General features: G+C 57.7%; 18 protein-coding genes. 7 read left to right on the forward strand and 11 right to left on the reverse strand.

The genetic code is table 11. The features are described from left to right. Nucleotides 1–16: 16 nt before the first annotated feature. The 3 genes from HMPREF2681_RS06170 to HMPREF2681_RS06180 all read right to left on the reverse strand — a co-directional run bounded on the left by HMPREF2681_RS06170 (nt 17) and on the right by HMPREF2681_RS06180 (nt 2447). A complete protein-coding gene (locus HMPREF2681_RS06170; protein ID WP_016422337.1) occupies nt 17–616 on the reverse strand; it encodes an LURP-one-related/scramblase family protein in 600 nt (199 codons plus the stop codon). 29 nt (nt 617–645) lie between these two features. After that, nucleotides 646–1680, reverse strand: a complete 1035-nt coding sequence (locus HMPREF2681_RS06175; protein WP_016422338.1) for an NADP-dependent oxidoreductase — start codon at nt 1678–1680, stop codon at nt 646–648. Between the two features lie 170 nt (nt 1681–1850). Then, nucleotides 1851–2447, reverse strand: coding sequence for an HD domain-containing protein (locus HMPREF2681_RS06180; protein WP_070546432.1), 597 nt, complete (start codon nt 2445–2447; stop codon nt 1851–1853). Between the two features lie 57 nt (nt 2448–2504). On the opposite strand from HMPREF2681_RS06180, the gene HMPREF2681_RS06185 reads away from it, so the two are divergent. The 3 genes from HMPREF2681_RS06185 to HMPREF2681_RS06195 all read left to right on the forward strand — a co-directional run bounded on the left by HMPREF2681_RS06185 (nt 2505) and on the right by HMPREF2681_RS06195 (nt 5659). Further along, nucleotides 2505–3599, forward strand: coding sequence for a trimeric intracellular cation channel family protein (locus tag HMPREF2681_RS06185; protein ID WP_016422340.1), 1095 nt, complete (start codon nt 2505–2507; stop codon nt 3597–3599). Nucleotides 3600–3614: 15 nt separating this feature from the next. Then, complete coding sequence (locus HMPREF2681_RS06190) at nt 3615–4910, forward strand: alpha/beta fold hydrolase (RefSeq protein ID WP_049193610.1); 1296 nt, start codon at nt 3615–3617, stop codon at nt 4908–4910. 104 nt (nt 4911–5014) lie between these two features. Beyond that, complete coding sequence (locus HMPREF2681_RS06195; protein WP_070546433.1) at nt 5015–5659, forward strand: class I SAM-dependent methyltransferase; 645 nt, start codon at nt 5015–5017, stop codon at nt 5657–5659. A 7-nt stretch (nt 5660–5666) separates the two neighbouring features. Here the strand turns inward: HMPREF2681_RS06195 and HMPREF2681_RS06200 are convergent, their stop codons facing one another. From HMPREF2681_RS06200 to arsC, 8 genes are all read right to left on the reverse strand, one after another. After that, entirely contained in the window at nt 5667–7493 is a 1827-nt protein-coding gene (locus tag HMPREF2681_RS06200) for an amino acid ABC transporter ATP-binding/permease protein (RefSeq protein WP_070429479.1), read from the reverse strand. 1 nt (nt 7494) lies between these two features. Then, complete coding sequence (locus HMPREF2681_RS06205; RefSeq protein WP_246818337.1) at nt 7495–9213, reverse strand: ATP-binding cassette domain-containing protein; 1719 nt, start codon at nt 9211–9213, stop codon at nt 7495–7497. Between the two features lie 117 nt (nt 9214–9330). Then, a complete protein-coding gene (locus HMPREF2681_RS06210; RefSeq protein WP_070439421.1) occupies nt 9331–10356 on the reverse strand; it encodes an ABC transporter substrate-binding protein in 1026 nt (341 codons plus the stop codon). A 125-nt stretch (nt 10357–10481) separates the two neighbouring features. After that, complete coding sequence (locus HMPREF2681_RS06215; RefSeq protein ID WP_016422346.1) at nt 10482–11342, reverse strand: ABC transporter ATP-binding protein; 861 nt, start codon at nt 11340–11342, stop codon at nt 10482–10484. Beyond that, nucleotides 11339–12328 carry a FecCD family ABC transporter permease gene (locus HMPREF2681_RS06220; RefSeq protein WP_246815953.1) on the reverse strand — a complete coding sequence of 330 codons (990 nt, stop codon included), beginning with the start codon at nt 12326–12328 and terminating at the stop codon, nt 11339–11341. Before HMPREF2681_RS06220 ends, HMPREF2681_RS06215 begins: the two co-directional genes overlap by 4 nt. A gap of 250 nt (nt 12329–12578) precedes the next feature. Further along, nucleotides 12579–12746, reverse strand: a complete 168-nt coding sequence (locus HMPREF2681_RS06225; protein ID WP_016422348.1) for an antitoxin — start codon at nt 12744–12746, stop codon at nt 12579–12581. Between the two features lie 153 nt (nt 12747–12899). Next, nucleotides 12900–14297, reverse strand: a complete 1398-nt coding sequence (locus HMPREF2681_RS06230) for an MFS transporter (RefSeq protein ID WP_016422349.1) — start codon at nt 14295–14297, stop codon at nt 12900–12902. A 197-nt stretch (nt 14298–14494) separates the two neighbouring features. Then, the gene (gene arsC, locus HMPREF2681_RS06235) at nt 14495–14839 is read right to left on the reverse strand and encodes an arsenate reductase (glutaredoxin) (protein ID WP_016422350.1); all 345 of its coding nucleotides are present in this window, start codon (nt 14837–14839) and stop codon (nt 14495–14497) included. Nucleotides 14840–15113: 274 nt separating this feature from the next. Between arsC and HMPREF2681_RS06240 the strand changes: the two genes are divergently transcribed. Genes HMPREF2681_RS06240 through HMPREF2681_RS06255 form a run of 4 tightly spaced genes read left to right on the forward strand, consistent with a single transcriptional unit; the run spans nt 15114 to nt 18567 of the window. After that, complete coding sequence (locus HMPREF2681_RS06240) at nt 15114–16244, forward strand: metal ABC transporter substrate-binding protein (protein ID WP_016422351.1); 1131 nt, start codon at nt 15114–15116, stop codon at nt 16242–16244. Nucleotides 16245–16267: 23 nt separating this feature from the next. Next, entirely contained in the window at nt 16268–16936 is a 669-nt protein-coding gene (locus HMPREF2681_RS06245; RefSeq protein ID WP_042388536.1) for a metal ABC transporter ATP-binding protein, read from the forward strand. Next, entirely contained in the window at nt 16926–17756 is an 831-nt protein-coding gene (locus tag HMPREF2681_RS06250; protein ID WP_016422353.1) for a metal ABC transporter permease, read from the forward strand. The genes HMPREF2681_RS06245 and HMPREF2681_RS06250 overlap by 11 nt, the downstream gene beginning before the upstream one ends. After that, entirely contained in the window at nt 17749–18567 is an 819-nt protein-coding gene (locus tag HMPREF2681_RS06255; RefSeq protein WP_016422354.1) for a metal ABC transporter permease, read from the forward strand. The genes HMPREF2681_RS06250 and HMPREF2681_RS06255 overlap by 8 nt, the downstream gene beginning before the upstream one ends. Nucleotides 18568–18570 lie beyond the last annotated feature (3 nt).

An 18570-nucleotide genomic window follows, 5' to 3' on the forward strand; every position in this document is an offset into this window, starting at 1 on the left:
TAACAAGGCGGAAGCACTAGCTCACACTAACCGCTACAGCCTCATCGTTCTTGCGCCTGACAATGTCAATAACCAGCGCAGTACCGATCACCGCAGCCCGCGTTTCCTCGTTCAAGTTCGGCTCCAAATGCAGAGCGTACGTGTCCTTGCCGGTAATAGCGCCTTTGAGACCACGGTACTTCCGGTCAATCTTCGCAATCGGGCGTCCCTTGCTGGTCAGTGCGTAATTTTTACCGCGGAAGCCGCCGTCAACATCGACGTCGGAAAGCCCTTTGACGGACAAAGTTAGCCGTGATTTTAGGCTGAATCGTTTGGTCTTGGCTGTGGCGATCTTAGCGCCGTTGGGTGTGAGAACCTTGTATGTGTCGCCGAAAACGTTCGCGGGGTCGGTGATGGTGAGGAGCTTGTCGCCCTCTTTGCCATCCTCGTCCACATCGAAGATGTCGTACTTGACACCGATGCCCAACATGCGGCGACCCAGTGATCCCGCTTGGGCAATTTGGGCAATCTGGGTGCCGTTGTCATCGAAAATGGAGTATTCACTGCGCATAACGTTGCGTGTTTCTTGAATCAGCAGTGTGTCGGTCGTAAGCAGTCGAGGTTTCTGTGTGTTCACGAATTAGCTCCAAACTCGATGACAGTTATTTAGAACTCTACGACCATCTTGCCGGTATTGCCTCCGCTAAACAGTTCGAGGAATGCAGCTGGCATGTTCTCGATACCGTGGCGAGTGGTGACATCGTAGGCGACCTTACCGCTGACGACCAGCGGAGCCATTCGCTCCTGGAATTCACCTGCCAGGTGCAGGTACTTGCCCAAGACGAAGCCGCGCAGCGTAATGCACTTGCCAATCGCCAGAGCCAAGTTACGTGGTCCGGTCGGCGCTCCAGTGTTGTTGTACTGGGAGATTGCGCCACACATAGCAACGCGGCCAAAGGTGCGCATCGCGCCGATGGCTGCCTCGAGATGGTCGCCACCGACGTTGTCGAAGTAGAAGTCGATGCCCTCCGGCGCTGCCTGTGCCAGCTGTTCTGCAACCGGGCCGTCGTTGTAGTTGAAGGCGGCATCAAAGCCGAGTTCGAGTAGGCGCTCAACCTTTTCGTCCGAGCCGGCGGAACCAATGACACGGGATGCGCCCATCTGCTTGGCAAACTGACCAGCAGCCGAGCCGACCGCACCAGCAGCGCCAGAGATAAAGACGACGTCGCCTTCCTTCATCTCTCCGACAGCAGTCAGGCCAACGTAAGCAGTAAGGCCAGTAAGACCAAGGATGCCCAGGTAGGCAGCAGCCGGTGCAACGTTCAGGTCAACCGGTGTTGCCTCGGAATCGGCAATAACAGCATTGGTCTGCCAGCCATAAGAGTGGCGGACAGCGTCGCCAACCTGGAACTTATCCGACTTGGACGCAAGGACAGTGCCCACAGCGCCGCCAGTCATTGGCTGGTCAAGCTGAAAAGGAGGAACGTACGACTTGGTGTCGTTCATACGGCCACGCATGTAGGGATCGACGGTAGCGACCGAGTTGGCTACCAAAATGTCGCCGTCGTTAAGCTCTGGCAAATCGACGGTCTCGAGGCGGAAATTCTCGTCAGTCGGCAGGCCGGTCGGTCGGGAAGCTAGAACCCACTGCTGAGTGGTGGTGGGCAGTTCGGTTGTGGACGATGCATCAGTGGAAGTCACTGTTTTTCTCCTGTTGCGTATTCCTGGATCTATTGTCAGATTGTTGTTGCGTGGCCTCTATATCGTGATAGATATCCGAGCCACGTAGGCTGCCACTGTACCGTTGCCGGAGTGGTTCAGGCTATGCCTAGACATGTTTTTATAACTTAAAGCGATTGGAAAAACGCAGGTTATGCCGCTTGTACCCAGGAATCGAGGCGCTCAATTAGAACGTCCAAATCGTCCAGCAGAGGCATGCCGGGCAGTCGTTCGGCGATCACGTTGCGGACGCTTGTGTACCACCACAGTTGCTGGCTCGGAGTTGAACGAAAGCGTTCCCACAGAGCGTGGCCATCGCGGTCTAAATCCTCCAGAGTCTGGCTGAGATTGTGGAACTTATCCGCAGCGGCCACGATGACAGATTCCTCGCTGCCATGAGAAAGCTGCTCCAGGTAGGCATCGGCACGCTCCTGCCACGAGGGCAGGGAAGAGTCTTTGGTGACGCCCTCGACGATCTCAACCACGCGAGGCCCGAACTCATCTTCCATCTCGGCACGTGAGTAGTTTTCCGGCACGTCTTCCAAAATGTCGTGGAAGAGGGCTGCCAACAGCACGTCTTCGTCGTTAGTCACGCTCGCCGCAATCAACATCACCGACATCGGATGGCTGATATAGGGAACGCCCGAGCCCTTTCGGTAGTGCCCATCGTGCGCGCGAGAGGCGATAGCGATGCCGCGCATGAGCCTGTCGCTAGGGCGTGCCGAAGCAAAGGTGTCAGCGTTTTGCATGGGTATCCCGACCTTTCGTTGATGCTTGAAAAATAGCAGCGTCTAAGCTTGAACATCATGAACGTCGCAGAAGTAGATCCGCTCATCGAGTCGATGTACCGGTGGTCCGATGTCAGTGGTGTCCTGCTCATGGGCATCATCGGTGGCACCATCGCCCGGCAACGAGGCTACGACATCATCGGGTTCTTCTTTATTGCGCTGTTCTCCGCACTGGGGGGCGGCATGATTCGCGATGTTCTGATTAACCAGGGCACCGTCGCCGCAATGAGCCAGCCGGAGTACCTAATCCTGGCGTTTACTGGTGCGCTCATTGCGCGATTTTTCTATTTCAAAGGAAAGACCTGGGAATACGTTCAGGTCCACGGTGACGCTGTGGTCTCGGGACTCTGGGCAGCTACGGGAACGGTCAAAGGCGTCACGTATGGTCTGCCCATTCTGCCGTGCATCATGATGGGCGTTTTCACCGCCACTGGTGGTTCCATGATCCGCGACATTGTGACCGGGCGAGTACCCGCTGTTTTCGGCGGCAACCAGCCCACGGTCATCCCGGCCGTGGCTTGCGCGGTCATTGTCATCGGAGGCCACCATTTGGGATTTATGGCCGTGTCCATGGTCATTGGTCCTATCGTCAGCATCCTGCTTTCGCTGCTGGGGTACTGGGGTAATTGGCGAGTGTCGGCACACTCGGAGTGGGCGCCACTGAACGACACCGCGGCGCAGATTGCGGTCCTCGCACGTCGAGCAGAGGGCAAGAGCCGCGAGGTTGGTCGACGTTTCGAGCCCGCACGCCTCCGCAGCTGGCGTCACCGACAGATGGAAAAAGCGCTGCAGCGTCGCATTCAGGCTGAGGTTGATAGGGGAGTGTCGCGTTCCGACGCCGAGGCCAACGCGGAGGAATTCCTGGAGGAGTTCAATGCGGACTTCCCAGCGGATCTGCACATGCCGACGGCGCAGCAGGAGACAGTGCAGGATGACAGCGACGAATCCGATTTCGGTGTGGACCTATCCGGTGATTCCTATGATGACTACGGAGAAGATACGGCACTGCGGCAGCGGGAATACCGGGAGATGTTGGATCAAATTCTTGCGGACGATGAGGCGACCGATTTACTCGTCGCAAAGCTGATGAAGAAATACGAGCAGCGGGATTAGAGGAGCGGCAGAGACATGGCATCGACGAGTACTGCAAGCAGGCATTTTGGGTACATTATTAAGGAACACACCGTTGAGGTGCCCTGGGATCCTTTTACCGAAGCTGCGAATGCCGCGACATTTGAGCTTTTCGCCAGGGAAATCTATGCGCCAGGAAATGAGGATGCGCCGGCAATTGTCTATTTGCAGGGCGGCCCGGGATTTCCGGCACCGCGTCCGGTAGGTGCCAGCGGAGTAATCGGTGAGGCGCTGAAGGAATTCCGCGTCATCCTGCTGGATCAGCGCGGCACTGGGCGCTCGCATCGAATTGATGCGGCCAATATTGCAGATGTTCCGGCCGAGCGGCTTGCCCAATTGCGTCAGGAATACATCGTCGAAGACGCGGAAGCATTGCGAAAGCATTTGGGCATTGCCAAATGGTCACTGTATGGCCAGTCCTTTGGCGGGTTTTGTATTACTTCGTATCTCAGCCGCTATCCGGAATCCGTGGAGCACGCTTATCTCACAGGCGGTTTACCTGTTCTGGACCGTGGTGCTGACGACCTTTATCGCACGACGTATGCGAAGCTGCGCACCCGTCACGAGCGTTTTTATCGCGAGTATCCGTGGGCCGAAAACCGAATTCGAGAAATCTGCGCGCACCTCGAGCAATCTGCAGAAACTCTCCCCACCGGTGAGCGACTGAGTTCTCGCCGATTCCGCACCATCGGAATTGAATTAGGCCGCGGAGATGGATTCCACAATCTGGCGTATTTGTTGGAAGAGCCATTCCACATTCGCAATGGCGAAAAGCAATTGCGCACCGATTTTCTGGCCGATGTAGGGACCCGCGTGAGTTTCGCCGACGGTCCGCTATACGCCGCGATTCATGAATCCATTTATGGTGGCGTCGGGAACCAGCCCACAACTAATTGGGCAGCTCACCGTATTCGCGAGGAAATCCCAGGTTTTGAAGAAAAAGCCAATCCTGCAGGAGACGAGCCGTTTTATCTCACCGGTGAGCACGTTTTCCCCTGGCAATTCGACGAGGACCCCGCGCTCGTTCCTTTCAAGGAAAAGGCGGAAGCATTTGCGCAGCACACCTGGGAAAGCTCGCCGTATGATTCCGCACGCTTGCTTGCCGACGCCCCGACCTCGGCAGCCGCGGTTTACCTCGACGATATTTTCGTGCCGTTCGAGTACTCCATGGAGACAGCCAACTGCTACCGGGACCTGCGGCCACATGTGACCAATGCATTCCAGCATGACGGCATTCGCCACGATGGTGCGGCAATCTTTGCCCGGCTCCGCGAGCTCGTCGAGGATCACTAGGATGCCAGTTTGCCGGTGGAGATTCTCTCCCCGTAGAACTTCAAACCTCCGCAGAACCTCATGTAGTCCAGCATTGCCTCTCGGTGCCGTCTATCCTGGTGAGCATGTCGACAGCAGAGTTCTGGGATGGGAAATTCACCGCAGATCGCGAGGCCGCAAGTGACGGTTCGCGCTCTTTCTTTGGCGGCGAACCGAATCCGACAATCGCGCAGCATGTTGAGGTAATCTGGAAAGGTTTCTCCGACCCCTCACGTGCGCTCGACCTAGGCTGTGGCCGTGGCCGTCACACGGTGTGGTTAGCCATTCAGGGCTGGGATGTCACCGGCATGGATTTCTCCAGCGTCGGGCTCGAACATACTGGAGCCGCGTTGGCAGCTGAAGGGCTCTCTGCGAACCTGGTCCAGCAAGACTTAACAGACTGGCAGCCGGAAGCAGGAAGCTTTGAGCTGGTAGTCGCCGCATTTATTCACCTGCCGCGCAGGGACAGGGAGAACCTCTGGCGAGCCGTCGCTGAGGCTCTCACTCCGGGTGGCTACTTTGTCTCAGTCTCACACCATCCGGACAACGAAGTCCACGGCCCGGGAGACCCCGAGCTGCTCTACAGCGCGGATGAGGTCACTGATTTCTTTGCGCACGAGCCGCAGAGTCTCGAAGCGGTGGTGGCGCAGCGTGACGTCGTCAAGCAAATCGATGGCAAGAACGTTGTCGACACCGTGGTGGTGCTGCGGAAGACCTGCGCGGAGAGCTAGAAGGAGCCTAGACCTCGGCGCGCGCAAGTCGAGCAAATGCGCCGTCTGCGTTGAGGAGGTTGTCATACGTGCCGCGTTCGATGAGCTGGCCGTTTTCGATGACAAGGATGTCATCGGCCTCGGCCAGTGTCTGAAGTCGGTGCGCAATAAAGATGCAGGTCGCTCCACATGCGCGGGCATTGTCTACGATACGAGCCTGCGTCAGTGGATCCTGGTGGCTGGTGGCTTCGTCGAAAATAACAATCTTTCCGGCGAGGTGTGCAGCGAGGTCATTGGGCTTAGTGCCGTCGGCTAGTACCGCGCGTAAGTAGGTGCGGGCCAGCGCCAGACGTTGACGCTGACCACCGCTGAGCCGCTGCGCGCGGCGGCCAATGGGCCTGTCCAGCGGCATCTCAGCAGGGTTGATGGCGGCGAGTTCGAGCGCCCAGTGCATCAGTGATTCGGGAACCTCGCAGCCATCAGGCGCGCCGAGACATAGATTCTCAGCGATGGTGGCCTCCATGAGAAAGGGATTCTGATCTGCGACAACAACCGTTCGGCAGACATTGGTTGAGCCGAGGTCACGGGCATTGTGGCCATTGATGATGACCTCGCCGACATCCGGATCGACATGCCGCTGGATTAGCCGGGAGAGTGTGGACTTGCCCGAACCAGTTGGGCCGACCACACCGATGAACTGGCCTGAGGCAATGCGCAGATTGATCTTGGTCAGTGCAGGGTTATCGGCGCCAGGGTAGCGGTAGCTGACATCGCTCAGTTCGAGGGCAGGGACTGAGTCGCCGGAGTTGGCCCTCGCGGTCTGCGCGTGGTGCAGGTCCAGCGACTCCGGCTGCTTCGGCTCTTCCACAGTCGGCGGCTGCGCGGCCAGCTCCCTGATCCGAGTGACTGCATTGAGTCCCGCTGGCAGAGAAGATGCCAGGCGCTCGATCGAATCCATTGATGAAGCAGTTCCCGCCACCAGGGACGTCGTCACCAAAACAGCAGGGAGCATACGGTAGTCGGCTGAAAGCGCCGGGATACCAGCACAAAAGACGGCAATGCTGCCACCCCAAATCCGAAGTCCGGTCGCGCCAGAGCGCAGTCCAGCCCGCTTGCCGCCTGCACGCATTTTCTGAGCAAGCTGTTCATCGAGCTCACGCAATCCCCGCAGCCGCTGCTCGGCTGCGCCGTAGATGAGGATTTCCTCCCGAAGGCGCAGCGTATCGGCAATGTACTGCGCAATGTCCGTGCGTGTGGAGTTCGTTGCGGAAGCCTCCGTCGTCGCCTTCTTAGAGCCTGCGAGCGCAATCACAAAGCCAACCGCGAAGGTCAGCGTCAGAGCAATCGCAGGCAGGGCTCCGGCAGTCGATGCCGCTGTCACGACCGCCATCAGCGGAATCAGTACGGCCGTCACCGCGGGCGCAATTGTGTGCGCGAAGAAGACTTCCACTCGGTCAACATCACGAATCGCAATTGTGTGAATCCTGGCAGTACCCAGCCCATCGGTTACCGCGGGCGCCTGCGGGATAAGACGCTCGACGATCCACAGCCGCAGCTCGCCGAGCAGCCGAAACGCAGCCAGATGCCCGAGGTACTGCTCGACATACCGCAGAATCGCTTTCAACAGCGCCAGCCCTGCAACCACGCCAATGACCGCCCACGTCCACTGCATGCTCAAGCTTTGCGACGAGTCGGTTGCGTCCCACTTCGACAGCGCAATTGTGGCAATTGCCCAGGCGGGCACAGCCAGCATCAATGCACCCAGAATGTGCCCAGCCACGCGTGCGAGGATAGATGCACTGAGCGCTCCGCGAGCCTGTGCGGAAAAGCGCAGCAACCAGATGATGTTGTTCATGTCAGCTCTCCTCGGTCAGCGCTCGTGCGTAATACTCATTGCTTGTGCTCAGTTGGTCGGGTTTGCCCGCAGCCACGATCCGGCCTTCGGCGACGACAATGACCAGATCAACGTCCGATAGCGCTTCCATGCGGTGAGCGACCATGATGCTCGTTCGTCCTTCAGCAAGGCGGGTCAAGGACTCCTTGATGAGACCTTCCGTCCGACGATCGATGTCCGCTGTCGGCTCGTCGAGAAGCACAATCGGAGCGGCGCCGAGCAGACCACGCGCAATGGCCAGGCGGCGTCGTTGCCCGCCTGAGAGCCAATTGCCCTGATCGCCGACCTCCGAATCGAGACCACCAGGGCGCTGCTCGATTTCAGCGAGTAAGTGCACGTCGCGAAGTGCTTTTCGCATATCGACGGCCGTTGCGTCCGGGCATGCGATGCGAAGATTGTCCGCGACGGTGGTGCCGAAAATGGCTGGCTGCTGGGAGATGAGCAGCGAGTTGGCGAGCAACTCCGGGGTCGAAAGCGCGTCGCCGTCAAGGCAGACTTCCCCGGAATGCGGCTGTAGGCCTGCGAGTACACGCAGGAGTGTGCTCTTTCCGGAACCGCTGGGGCCAACGATGCCGACTCTGCTGCCGGCTGGAATTGTCAGGTTGATATCGGAGAGAATGCGCTTTTCGCCGATGTCAACGCTCACATCGCGGAGGGAAATCTCCGGTGCGTGCGGTGCGGAGGCTTTGGCGGAATGCGCTGTTCCGGTTGTGAACGCTTTAGCGGCAGGCTCACCGAATACCTCCACTATTCCGTTTCGATGCGTGCGCCCGCCGAGTCCGATGTAGAAAGTGCGGCCGACGCGATTGACGGGCTCGTAGAGCAGAACGGATAGGAAAACACCTGCGAGGGCCGTGCCCACGCTGATTGCATCTGCCTGCAAACGCAGCAAGACAAGACCGATTGCGGTCGTCGACATTGCAATACCAAAAACCGCGTCGTTGACAATAATCATCAGCTGATTGCGGGCGAGTAGGGCGGTGAGCTCAGACATCGCAGTGCGAGTTTGGCTGGCAAAACGTGCCATGACTCGATCAATTGCTCCAAGAACTTTGAATGTTCCCAGCCCTTCGAGCATCTCCAAGTAGGCATGCGTGGCCTTCGCTTGCTTTCGGCGATACGTCGCATTGGATTTCCGCAGAATCTTTCCCGCACCAATAATGATCAGCGGCGTGGAAATGAAAAATAGTGCCAGCCACAAGGCGGTTTTCGTATCCACCCACAAAGCCCAGACCGCCAAAATGATCAGTGGAGCACTAAACGAGGCCAACGTGGGAGCGAGAAATGTCGCTCGGTAGTTCGCGGTCTGTTCGACGCTTGTGGTCGCGGCATCGAAGAGTAGGCCTTCGCCAGTGTTGGACGCGCTTCGGTGTGAGTGACCGGATTTCCCGCCACCGTGCCCTCTTCCATGCGCGTGCTTCGGGGCTTGTTCAGGAGCGGAAAACTCCGGCTTCAGCACACTGCCAACCACATGTGAGCGCCACAGCTTTTCCTGCTCGCCAGCAAGCCGTGGTGGCAATGCCTCGGTGACATAAGCACAGAGGCTTCCCAGAATGACCGCCACAATTGCAGCGGACAGGGATTCATGAAGTCCCCACTGCCCAAACCAGTTGCCGCCACTGGTGTCTGCGACACCGCCGTACAAACTGCTTAGAGCATCGAGCGTGTATCCAAGAGACACGGCGCTGAGAGCGAAGAAAAAGCTGCGCCCCCAGCTGGATAACAAAACCCAGTGCATTCGGCGGGGTGGGGAAGTCAGTGCTTCATGAATCCACATAGCGACGTGAAAACCTATTTTCTATTTAGCCAGTGCGTCAGCGATCTCACGCAGTCCATCGGGCATGTGCATTCCGGCGGTGCCAGAGGTCGTCTTCGCATCAATTAGTTGCACTCGATCATTCTTGACCGCAGCGACGTCGGCAAGCGCCGGGTTATCCAGCAACTCCTGGAATGGAGCCTTGCCCTGGCCGTGGAAATCCTGAATCAGAATGACATCCGGATTCAGCTGCACAATTGTCTCCGGATCAGCGGGAACGGCACCCGGACGCTTGCCCTTTGGCGAGATCGGCTCGCCACCGGCCAGCTCAACGAGATTCGTCGTCGCCGACTGCATGCCCATAATCATCTTCTGACCACCGCGGGCAAACAGGACCAGCGTCTTTGGCTTAGTTGTGGAATCAATTTCCGAGAGAATCTCTTCGGTTTCCGATTCAATCTTGGCAACCATTTCAGCCGCCTTATCTTCGGCTCCGAGCAACTTGCCGAGTTTGGTCACCGACTCTGCCAGCGCCTTCGGCGAGGCGAAATCACTGCTGGCAAACGCCGCGGTCGGAACATCGCTGGCACCCAGCAGCTCACTTGCCGACTGCTCCTGATCATGGCGGCTGGTCATCAACACCATGTCCGGCTCATAGGACAGAATCTGCTCCGGATCCGGCTTCGTGGAGTTGGCAATCGCGTTAGGCACCTGACGCGCCAGCTCAACCTGATTACCCGAGCTCTCATCGAGCGCATTCTTCGTCACGGCTACGACACGCTCTGGCCCAACCAGTTCCAACGCCAGATCCGCAACCTCGGTCGACAGTGCAACGATGCGCTTCGGCTGACTCTGCACCGTAACGTCGTGGTCACCGACGGTCACAGTACGCGGCCACTGCGCCTGCTGGTTTGTCGAAGTTTCGCTTGACGACGACTGCTGCGCCGTCTCCTCCGAGGAAGAACAAGCGACCACCGCAGCGAGGGGGAGTGCTGCAATCAACGGCAGAGTGACGGCCTTTTTAGAGTTTCGCTTCAAGGCAGAGATAGGAGAAGTTGGTGAAAACACGAAAGTACTTCCTTGAGTGTTGAGTTTTGATTGTTGGGGAGTTTTCGGTTGCGTTGGTGCTAGCTGGAATCAGACAGTGTGAGTCAGACAGTCTGAATCAGATAGTCTGAAACAGCCAGCCGCAATCAGTCAGCCGGGCGAGCCCGAGCCAACGCCGTCACTCGCACCGAACCGGTATGTGGATCGGTATCGACAGCGCTGGAGATGCGATAAATCGCATCTATTCGGGGAGGCGTCAGCACTTCTTCGGCGGAACCAGTGACTTCCAATCCGCCGTTGTGAATCACACTGAGCCGGTGGCAGCTGCGGGCCGCGAGGTTGAGGTCATGAAGGACGACTCCGATACCGTGGCCCTCGTCGGCAAGCTCGCCGAGGAGCTCGAGGATTTCCAGCTGAAACCCGATGTCCAAGGCCGCAGTGGGTTCGTCGAAAAGCATGACCTTGGCCTGTTGTGCCAATAGCTTTGCGATGAACACCAATTGCCGCTGCCCGCCGGACAGAGCCGTGATGGGACGGTCGGCGAGTGCGGTGACACCAACGCGGTCGAGGGCATAGGCGACGATGTCGTGGTCCGTGGAGTTCAGTGAACTGCGGAAACGGTCACGCCGACGGTGGTGCGCGTACCTGCCGAGTGCCACGACAGTTCGAACGTCAATAGCGGCATCGGCCGGTGTGTGCTGCGGCAGGTACGCCAACCGGGTGGCGCGTTCGTGGGCACGAAGCTTCGTCAGCGGCGCACCGAGGAGCTCAACCTGCCCCGAACTCGGTGTCACAATGCCCGCCATAGCACGGAGCAAGGAGGATTTTCCGGTGCCATTGGAACCGATGATGCCGTGGACCTCGCCAGGTCGAATAGCGAGGTTCACGCCACTTACGACGGTCCGATTGCGGTAACCGACACTGAGGTCGGTAGCCCGCAGCAGCGCGGTGCTATCGGCGTCTGGCTTAGTGACGTGGTCGCTGAGGTTTTGTGTCTGCTGACTCATGACTGGCGGCCACCTTGCCGAAGAATCAACGCGAGTAGCGCCGGTGCGCCAAGGAACGCGGTGACTGTGCCAGTTTGCAGAGCAACTGGGGAAAAGAGACTGCGGGCGACGAGGTCGGCGAGAATGAGAAACACTGCGCCGAGGCACATAGAAATGGGCAGCAGGCTGCGGTGATCGGGGCCGATGGCAAGGCGAATCAGGTGCGGGACGACCAATCCGACAAAGGAAATAACGCCAGTGACAGCGACGCCCGCTGCCGTGACTAACGCAGTCAGGGCGAGCAGCAGTTGCCGGATCCACACTGTGCGCATACCAGTGGCAGCGGCCTGTTCTTCGCCGAGGAGGAACAGGTTGAGTTCGGGAATGAGCATCATCAAGATAACCGTGCCGACGGTAATGGGGCCGACTGCCAGTGCAATGTCCTGCCAATTCGAAGCAGTTAAATCGCCGTTGAGCCAGAACATGGCCTGTTGAGCGTCATCGCTGTGTGGCGCGTTCGCGATGGTGGCGGAGATGACTGCGCCGAGGAACGCGTTGAGTGCAATACCGACGAGCAACAGGGTTGCTCCACTGCCGCCATTGAGACCGGCGACGATTTGGACAAATATGACAGCCAGCAACGCGCCTATGAATGCGCCAGCCGAAAGAACCCACGGTGCTTTCGCGGCCACGCCAGTGACGATGAGAATGACGGCTACCACTGCTGCACCGGAGGAGACACCGGTAACACCGGGTTCGGCCAGCGGATTGCGAAAAACTGCCTGCATGGTTGCACCTGCGACAGCGAGCGAGGCACCGACCAGTCCAGCAAGGAGGACACGGGGCAGCCGGATGCTCCAGACAAGTGATTGCGTGGCAGGGGATATCTCTGGCAGAAGGTGGTTGAGAGCCGGGAGGTCGTCGGAAAGCGTCTTGATGAGCGGGGTGAGCAGCGCGACGATGCCGTTGCTGAAACCTGTTCCCGCGGGGCCTATGGAGATCGCCAAGAGGATTGTGGCGGGGACGGCCAGGAAAAGTAGAAAGCCGAAGAGCCGGGCTCGAAGTTTTTGTTTTCGAGTGCGCGGAAGAGAAGCTCTATCGACAATAGTTTTCACTTGGTTAATGATGGACAATTTGAAAATAATTGTCAATAAAGGCGTGTCGGTGGGGCTGTGGGGTCCCCTAAGAACAGCAAAACCCCGCACCAGCTCCCTTGTGAAAACAGGGTGCTAATGCGGGGTGAAGAAGCTCTGTAGCTTACTTCTTGTCGCCCAGGCGCTCGTCTGCCATGTCGCGAACCTTCTTGATCTGGTCGGCCTTGTCCTCGCCGAGCTTGTCCTTGCCCAGCTGCTCAGCCTTGTCCAGAACCTTGTCGGTGTTCTCTTCGTTGCTCAGTGCTTCCTTGGCCTTGTCCATAAGTCCCATGGTGAAGACTCCTTCCATTTTTAATGTCTATTCGCGTTTTTTCGTTTGCGGCATAGAGTGTACCGATGAATTGGCGACGTTGCGACCGTTTTGGACTCACGGAGCGAATCCGGGATTCGACTGGCAACACCGTGACTGACGGCTATTGAGTGGCTATTGAGCTGTCTTGGTGCGGGCTTCATCTGCCTTGTGCATGACTTCGCGCTCGTACTTGCCGACGAAGATCATGAGGACAAACGCAATAGCGACAACTCCAATGAGGGTTGCGAATGTGACATTCCAGCCTGCGAAGTCGATCAAGAGACCGACACCAGTGGAGGCGAGTGTTGCGCCGAGAAGGTATCCGAACAATCCAGTGAAACCAGCTGCGGTTCCCGCAACATACTTAGGCGAGAGGTCGATGGCCTGCAGTCCGATGAGCATGATTGGGCCGTAAATGAGTGCGCCGATCAGGGAGATGAGCACATAGAACATCCACAATGGTGCCGTAGCGGGTAGCTGCCAGTATGCGAAAATGGTGATGCCGGTGCCGATCAGGAAGAGCATGCCGGCGCCTGAGCGCCAACCCTTGAAGACCTTGTCGGAGACCCATCCGCACAGCAGGGTGCCCACAATTGCTGCGCCCTCGTAGAGCATGAATCCGATGATTCCGCCCGTGACGTTGGTCTTGTGCAATTCGTTTGTCAGGTAAATCGGAATCCAGTTGAGAACGCCGTAACGAAGTGCGTAGACGAACACATTGGCCAGCGCCAACATGACGATAACCGGATTGGTAAGAACATGGTTCTTGACGATTGCGAACCAGGGTTCTTGTGCCTCGTCATTAGTTCCTTCGACCTTGTCTGGGTCGTTACGGTATTCCTCTACCGGAGGCAGTCCCATGGATTGCGGGTTGTCTCGAATCAGCAGGAATGCGATGGCAGCAATCACGAGCGCGACAATCGCCGGTAGCCAGAATGCGGGAGTCCAGTCGGCATCGGAAGTGGCGAACGAATGCAAGCCCCAGGCTGCCAGAGCACCGCCGACGGCGGCGCCAACATTGTGGGCAGTGTTCCAGATCGACATCAAAGTGCCACGCTCGGATGTCGAGAACCAGTGGACGACAACTCGTCCAGAGGGAGGCCAGCCCATGCCTTGGAACCAACCGTTGATGAACATGACTGTCGCGAATACTGCAACAGAAGCGCTGATGGCCGGGACGAACGCAACAAAGAGGTTTACGACCGCGGACAGTGCTAGGCCAAGTGGGAGGAAGTACCTGGCATTGGCTCTGTCGGAGAGCATGGCCATGAAAAACTTGGATAGGCCGTAGGAGAACAGCACGGCATTGGCTACGATGCCGATTCCGGCTGCGCCAAGTAGGTCGTGCTTTTCCAGTACGGCGGACACCAGGGGGATGTTATTTCTGATGAGGTAGAAGCCCGCGTAGCCGATGAAGATGCCCATGAAGACGTTGAATCGCCAGGTCCGGTAGGTCGGGGCAATCTTTTCCTCGGGGAGGGGAGCTGCTGGGCCGGGTGCGCTGAGCCAGCCGAGCCTCTGACTGCTCATAATGACAGTCCTTTCGCTGAAGGCCGCCGTTTCCTCTAATGCAACCCGGGTGGGGAGCTAGGGCAGCGGGCGGAGAGCTTTATCGTTTCAGCGATGAGTTTACAGTGGTGTCAATCCTTGTTAACGGGTTGTTAACCTCTCGGTCTTGGAGGCCTTTGAGAGGGGTTGGCGTAAAAGCAATTAATGCTTGTCGCCACCTAAAGAATGTCGTTAATAGCCTCGGTGGGACGCGCTATCCTTACCCCCTTGTCAGTGACAACAAACGGGCGCTCAATCAGGCGTGGGTGCGCGACCATTGCGTCCAGGAGTTCATCGTCACTGGAATCCCTGGAAAGCCCTAGTTCCTTGAACTCCGCTTCCTTCGTACGCACAGCATCGATGACATTCAGGCTGGCCGCCTTAATTAGTGAGCGCAGCTCGGCCTTAGTTGGGGGAGTGTCCAGGTATTTGATGATTTCCGGTTCGATTCCGGCTTCGCGCAGTACGGCGAGAGCCTGGCGGGACTTTGAGCAGCGGGGGTTGTGATAAATCTTCGCTTCCATGCCTCCATCATGGCTGATGTTGTGGTGTGAAGGTTAGCGCTGTGGTGAAACCGCCTGCGGTTAGATCCTGTTCACTGTTTATCTTTAAAAATGTAACGCCAAAAACACTTAAGTTCAATAGGTTGAAAATAGTTGTCGTTAGGTTTACTCTCACACGTGATAGATGAACGGCGAAGTGCGCCCCAACCGCCCCTAAGGTGACCAGATTTACTGAAGCGGCCGGTCAGCGTAGCCGTCGCAAAGCAATAACAAATAATCAAGAGCGGACACCAACATGACAATTTCCGGAAAACTTTCGCGATCAGCTAAGTCCATGTGTGCGGGCCTTTCGATCTTGCTAGCGGGCGCCGGCCTTGCAGCGTGTGGCGATGGCAGTGAGGGAGCCAGCGGCGAGAACCCAATCAACGTCGTGGCTTCCACGACGCAGATTTGTGATTACGTGAAGCAACTGGACATCGATGCAGTTGATTTGACCTGCCTGTTGGCGCCGAATGCAACAGCACATGAGCTGGAAATGACCCACGAGCAGCTGACCAAGACTGGTAACGCCGATCTCTTGTTCGTCAACGGCGTTGACCTGGAGCACTTCCTGGATCAGGCGATTGAGTCCTCGGGCTTTTCCGGAACGATGGCAGTAACCAGTGGCGTTCTCACTGCAGGTGACGTAGATGCCATGAAGGCAGCCAAGGACACGGACAAAACAAAGCCACTGCCACCAGAGAAGGCGAAGAATGGTAACTACACCATCGACCGAGGGGTGGAAAAGATTGATGTCGCCCCATGGCCATTCCCGCCGGAAGAACCCGGTGAGGAGGCGGAATTCCGCTTCGATCCGCATGTATGGACCTCACCGAAGAACGCCAAGATCCAGGTTGCCAATATCGGCTATGCCCTGGAACAGGTCGCTGAGGAACGTGGCGACAATGAGCTGAAGTCCACCATCGCCGACCACGTTGCGGCCTACCAGGAGAAGCTGAATCAGCTGGATGAGTGGGCAAATAAGTCCATCGCCACCGTGTCGGACCCTGTGCTGTTTACCAGCCACGATGCCTTTGGATACTTCTCCCACGAGTTCAATATCAACTTCATCGGCGCAGCGCTGTCTGATTTCAACGAGCAGCAGGATGCCACGGCCGCGCATATCGCCGAGGCGGCAAAGACCGTGAAGGACTCGGGTGCAACCGCGCTGTTTGCGGAGAACTCGAACAACTCGAAATCAATTGAGGCGATCGCCAAGGCCGCAGGTGTCAAGGCCATCGTTGGTGAGGACGCACTCTACGGCGACTCCCTTGGTCCGGCTGGCAGTGCCGGCGAGACCTACATCGGTTCCATCATCCACAACGTCACTCAGGTTGTGACGGCATGGGACGGAACTGTCGCGCCGCTGCCAGAGGGCATCAAGTGAGCCGTAACCGCTTAGCTAACCCCATGTCTGCTGACCCCATAGTCACGCTCCGCGATGCCTCATTCGGCTACACGGCGGTACCCATCGTCAATCACATCACCGCCAATGTCGCGCCGGGTACCGGGCTTGCACTCATCGGCGCCAATGGCTCTGGAAAAACGACTGTGCTGCGCGGAATCCTAGGTGGGACTCGTCTTCTCGCTGGTGAGATGCACAACAACGCGAAGATTGTGTCCTACGTCCCGCAGTCGGCAGACCTCGATCGCACTTTTCCGGTCACGGCGTTCGATGTCGTCGCCATGGGGGTGCTGCACGAACTGCGCCCCTTCCAACCGCTTGGACACCGCAAAGAACGCATCCACGCAGCGCTAGCCAAAGTCGGGCTTGCCGACCGCACCAGTGAACGTTTCGGCAACCTCTCCGGTGGTCAGCAGCAACGCGTTCTGTTGGCGCGTGCCATCGTCGCACGTCCGCAACTCGTGCTTCTCGACGAGCCGTTCAACGGCCTCGACACTGAAAATCGGGCGATGCTGCTGAATCTCCTCAACGAACTGAAGGAAAATGGCACGGCAATTATCGCGGCCACCCATGATCTTGTTCTTGCTGAGGAGACCTGCGAAAACACATTAATTGTGGCGGAGCAGCCGGCTTTTGGTGCGACCTCGAAGTTGGTGCCAGCCTATGTGGACTGAGCTTGCGAATGAGCTTGGGGTAGCGCCTTTCATGTTCAGGCCACTAGTGCTGCTGATTGCCCTCGGGGCGGTCTCTGGCCTGGTCGGTGTCATCGTGAACCTGCGTGGCCTCGAGTTCAATGCCGAGGCCATGGTGCATTCGATTTTTCCCGGAATTGTGGCCGGTGCCGTATTCGGCGGCATCGACATGATTATCCCGGTGGCTGCAGCATTTGCGGTGGTAGTGGCAGTAGCACTGACCTTGGTATCGCGCTCGCACATGTCGGAAGCCGGAGTGGCAGTTGTACTGACCAGCTTCTTTTCCATCGGTGTGATTCTCTCGCTGAAGAAAGGTGACCAGTCAGGACAGCTGGAAGCGCTCATGTTCGGGCGACTGCTGGAAGTCACTGACTCCCGTCTCACCAGCGCCCTGATTGTCTGTGCCATCGCCTTGGTTCTTATCGCAGTGACCTGGCGCCGGCAGGTGTTTGTTGCCTTTGATCGCTTCGGTGCCAAAGCCGCAGGCGTCAATGTGTGGGGCATCGACCTCACCATTAACGCGGCGATTGCTGCGGTCGTGGTGTCGTCGGCAAGCGCTGTGGGCGTGCTTCTGGTAGTCGGATATCTGGTCGTGCCGGGAGCGGCGGCGAGACTGCTGACTCGCCGAGTTCATGTGATGGTGCCGATTGCGATTGCAGTGGGCTGCCTCAGCGGAATCGTTGGTTTGGCACTGGTGCCTTTGGGGCCGGTGTCGCCTCAGGCAGTCGTCGCGCTGACCTCGGTGGGACTGTATTTCATGGCACTGGGGCTGCGCGTCGTGCTGGGAGGAGACCGTGTCTAGCATCCTGATTTTGCCCATTATCGAACTGATACTGGTAGGAGCCCTGGCTGGAGTAGTTGGGGTGCTCGCGGTGCTGGGAAAACAAGTGTTCTTCGCAGAAGCGATTACACATGCGACTTTTCCCGGCGCGGTTGTGGGCGTTGTTATTGCGGCAGCGCTCGGCCTGAGCCACTCGTGGATTTCGGTGTTCCTCTTTATCGGAGCATTTCTGATGTGTATTCCGATTGGGGCACTGTTCGGTCTGTCAAAGGTGGGAACGACGTCCTCGGCGGCAGGAATTGTGCTGACATTTGGGTTCGCACTGGGCTACTTCCTGAACAAGTGGTTCGCCCCGTTGCCGGTGAAGGTAGAAAGCTTCCTGGTCGGCAGCGTACTTAACGTGAACAAGATTGATATTGTGCTGTCCGGTGGCCTCTTGCTGCTGGTGGCGTTGGTGCTGGTGGCTCGGTGGCGCCAGCTGATTTACTTCACATTCGATCCGGAGTCTTTCGGGGTCGCGCATTCGAGGAGAAGAGCACAGTTGGTCATCAGCGGGCTGATTGTGTTGACTCTGGTGGCGCTGATTCCGGCTGTCGGCACGATTTTATCCATCGCGCTGTTGGCTGCCCCGGCAGCTGCGCTGGTTGGGGTAGTGAACGATACCCGTTTGCTATTCGTGTTAGCACCATTGATGGGTATCGCGATTGGCCTGGTGGGGCTATTCATTGCGGTGGCGGCGAACTTGTCAGTTGGTGGCTGTATTGGCGTGTGCGCCGGTTGTTTCTATGTCCCCCTCAAGATTGCGGCAACACGCAATAACGCTAGAGTTTAAAGA

Source organism: Corynebacterium sp. HMSC064H12 (assembly GCF_001809925.1).
GTDB classification, from domain to species: Bacteria; Actinomycetota; Actinomycetes; order Mycobacteriales; family Mycobacteriaceae; genus Corynebacterium; species Corynebacterium jeikeium_D.

Bases quoted from the DNA above. Each gene is read 5' to 3' on its own strand.
- HMPREF2681_RS06180 (WP_070546432.1), bottom strand. From the start codon at position 2,447: ATGCAAAACGCTGACACCTTTGCTTCGGCACGCCCTAGCGACAGGCTC.
- HMPREF2681_RS06185 (WP_016422340.1), top strand. From the start codon at position 2,505: ATGAACGTCGCAGAAGTAGATCCGCTCATCGAGTCGATGTACCGGTGG.
- HMPREF2681_RS06190 (WP_049193610.1), top strand. From the start codon at position 3,615: ATGGCATCGACGAGTACTGCAAGCAGGCATTTTGGGTACATTATTAAG.
- HMPREF2681_RS06195 (WP_070546433.1), top strand. From the start codon at position 5,015: ATGTCGACAGCAGAGTTCTGGGATGGGAAATTCACCGCAGATCGCGAG.
- HMPREF2681_RS06200 (WP_070429479.1), bottom strand. From the start codon at position 7,493: ATGAACAACATCATCTGGTTGCTGCGCTTTTCCGCACAGGCTCGCGGA.
- HMPREF2681_RS06215 (WP_016422346.1), bottom strand. From the start codon at position 11,342: ATGAGTCAGCAGACACAAAACCTCAGCGACCACGTCACTAAGCCAGAC.
- HMPREF2681_RS06225 (WP_016422348.1), bottom strand. From the start codon at position 12,746: ATGGGACTTATGGACAAGGCCAAGGAAGCACTGAGCAACGAAGAGAAC.
- HMPREF2681_RS06230 (WP_016422349.1), bottom strand. From the start codon at position 14,297: ATGAGCAGTCAGAGGCTCGGCTGGCTCAGCGCACCCGGCCCAGCAGCT.
- arsC (WP_016422350.1), bottom strand. From the start codon at position 14,839: ATGGAAGCGAAGATTTATCACAACCCCCGCTGCTCAAAGTCCCGCCAG.
- HMPREF2681_RS06240 (WP_016422351.1), top strand. From the start codon at position 15,114: ATGACAATTTCCGGAAAACTTTCGCGATCAGCTAAGTCCATGTGTGCG.
- HMPREF2681_RS06245 (WP_042388536.1), top strand. From the start codon at position 16,268: ATGTCTGCTGACCCCATAGTCACGCTCCGCGATGCCTCATTCGGCTAC.
- HMPREF2681_RS06250 (WP_016422353.1), top strand. From the start codon at position 16,926: ATGTGGACTGAGCTTGCGAATGAGCTTGGGGTAGCGCCTTTCATGTTC.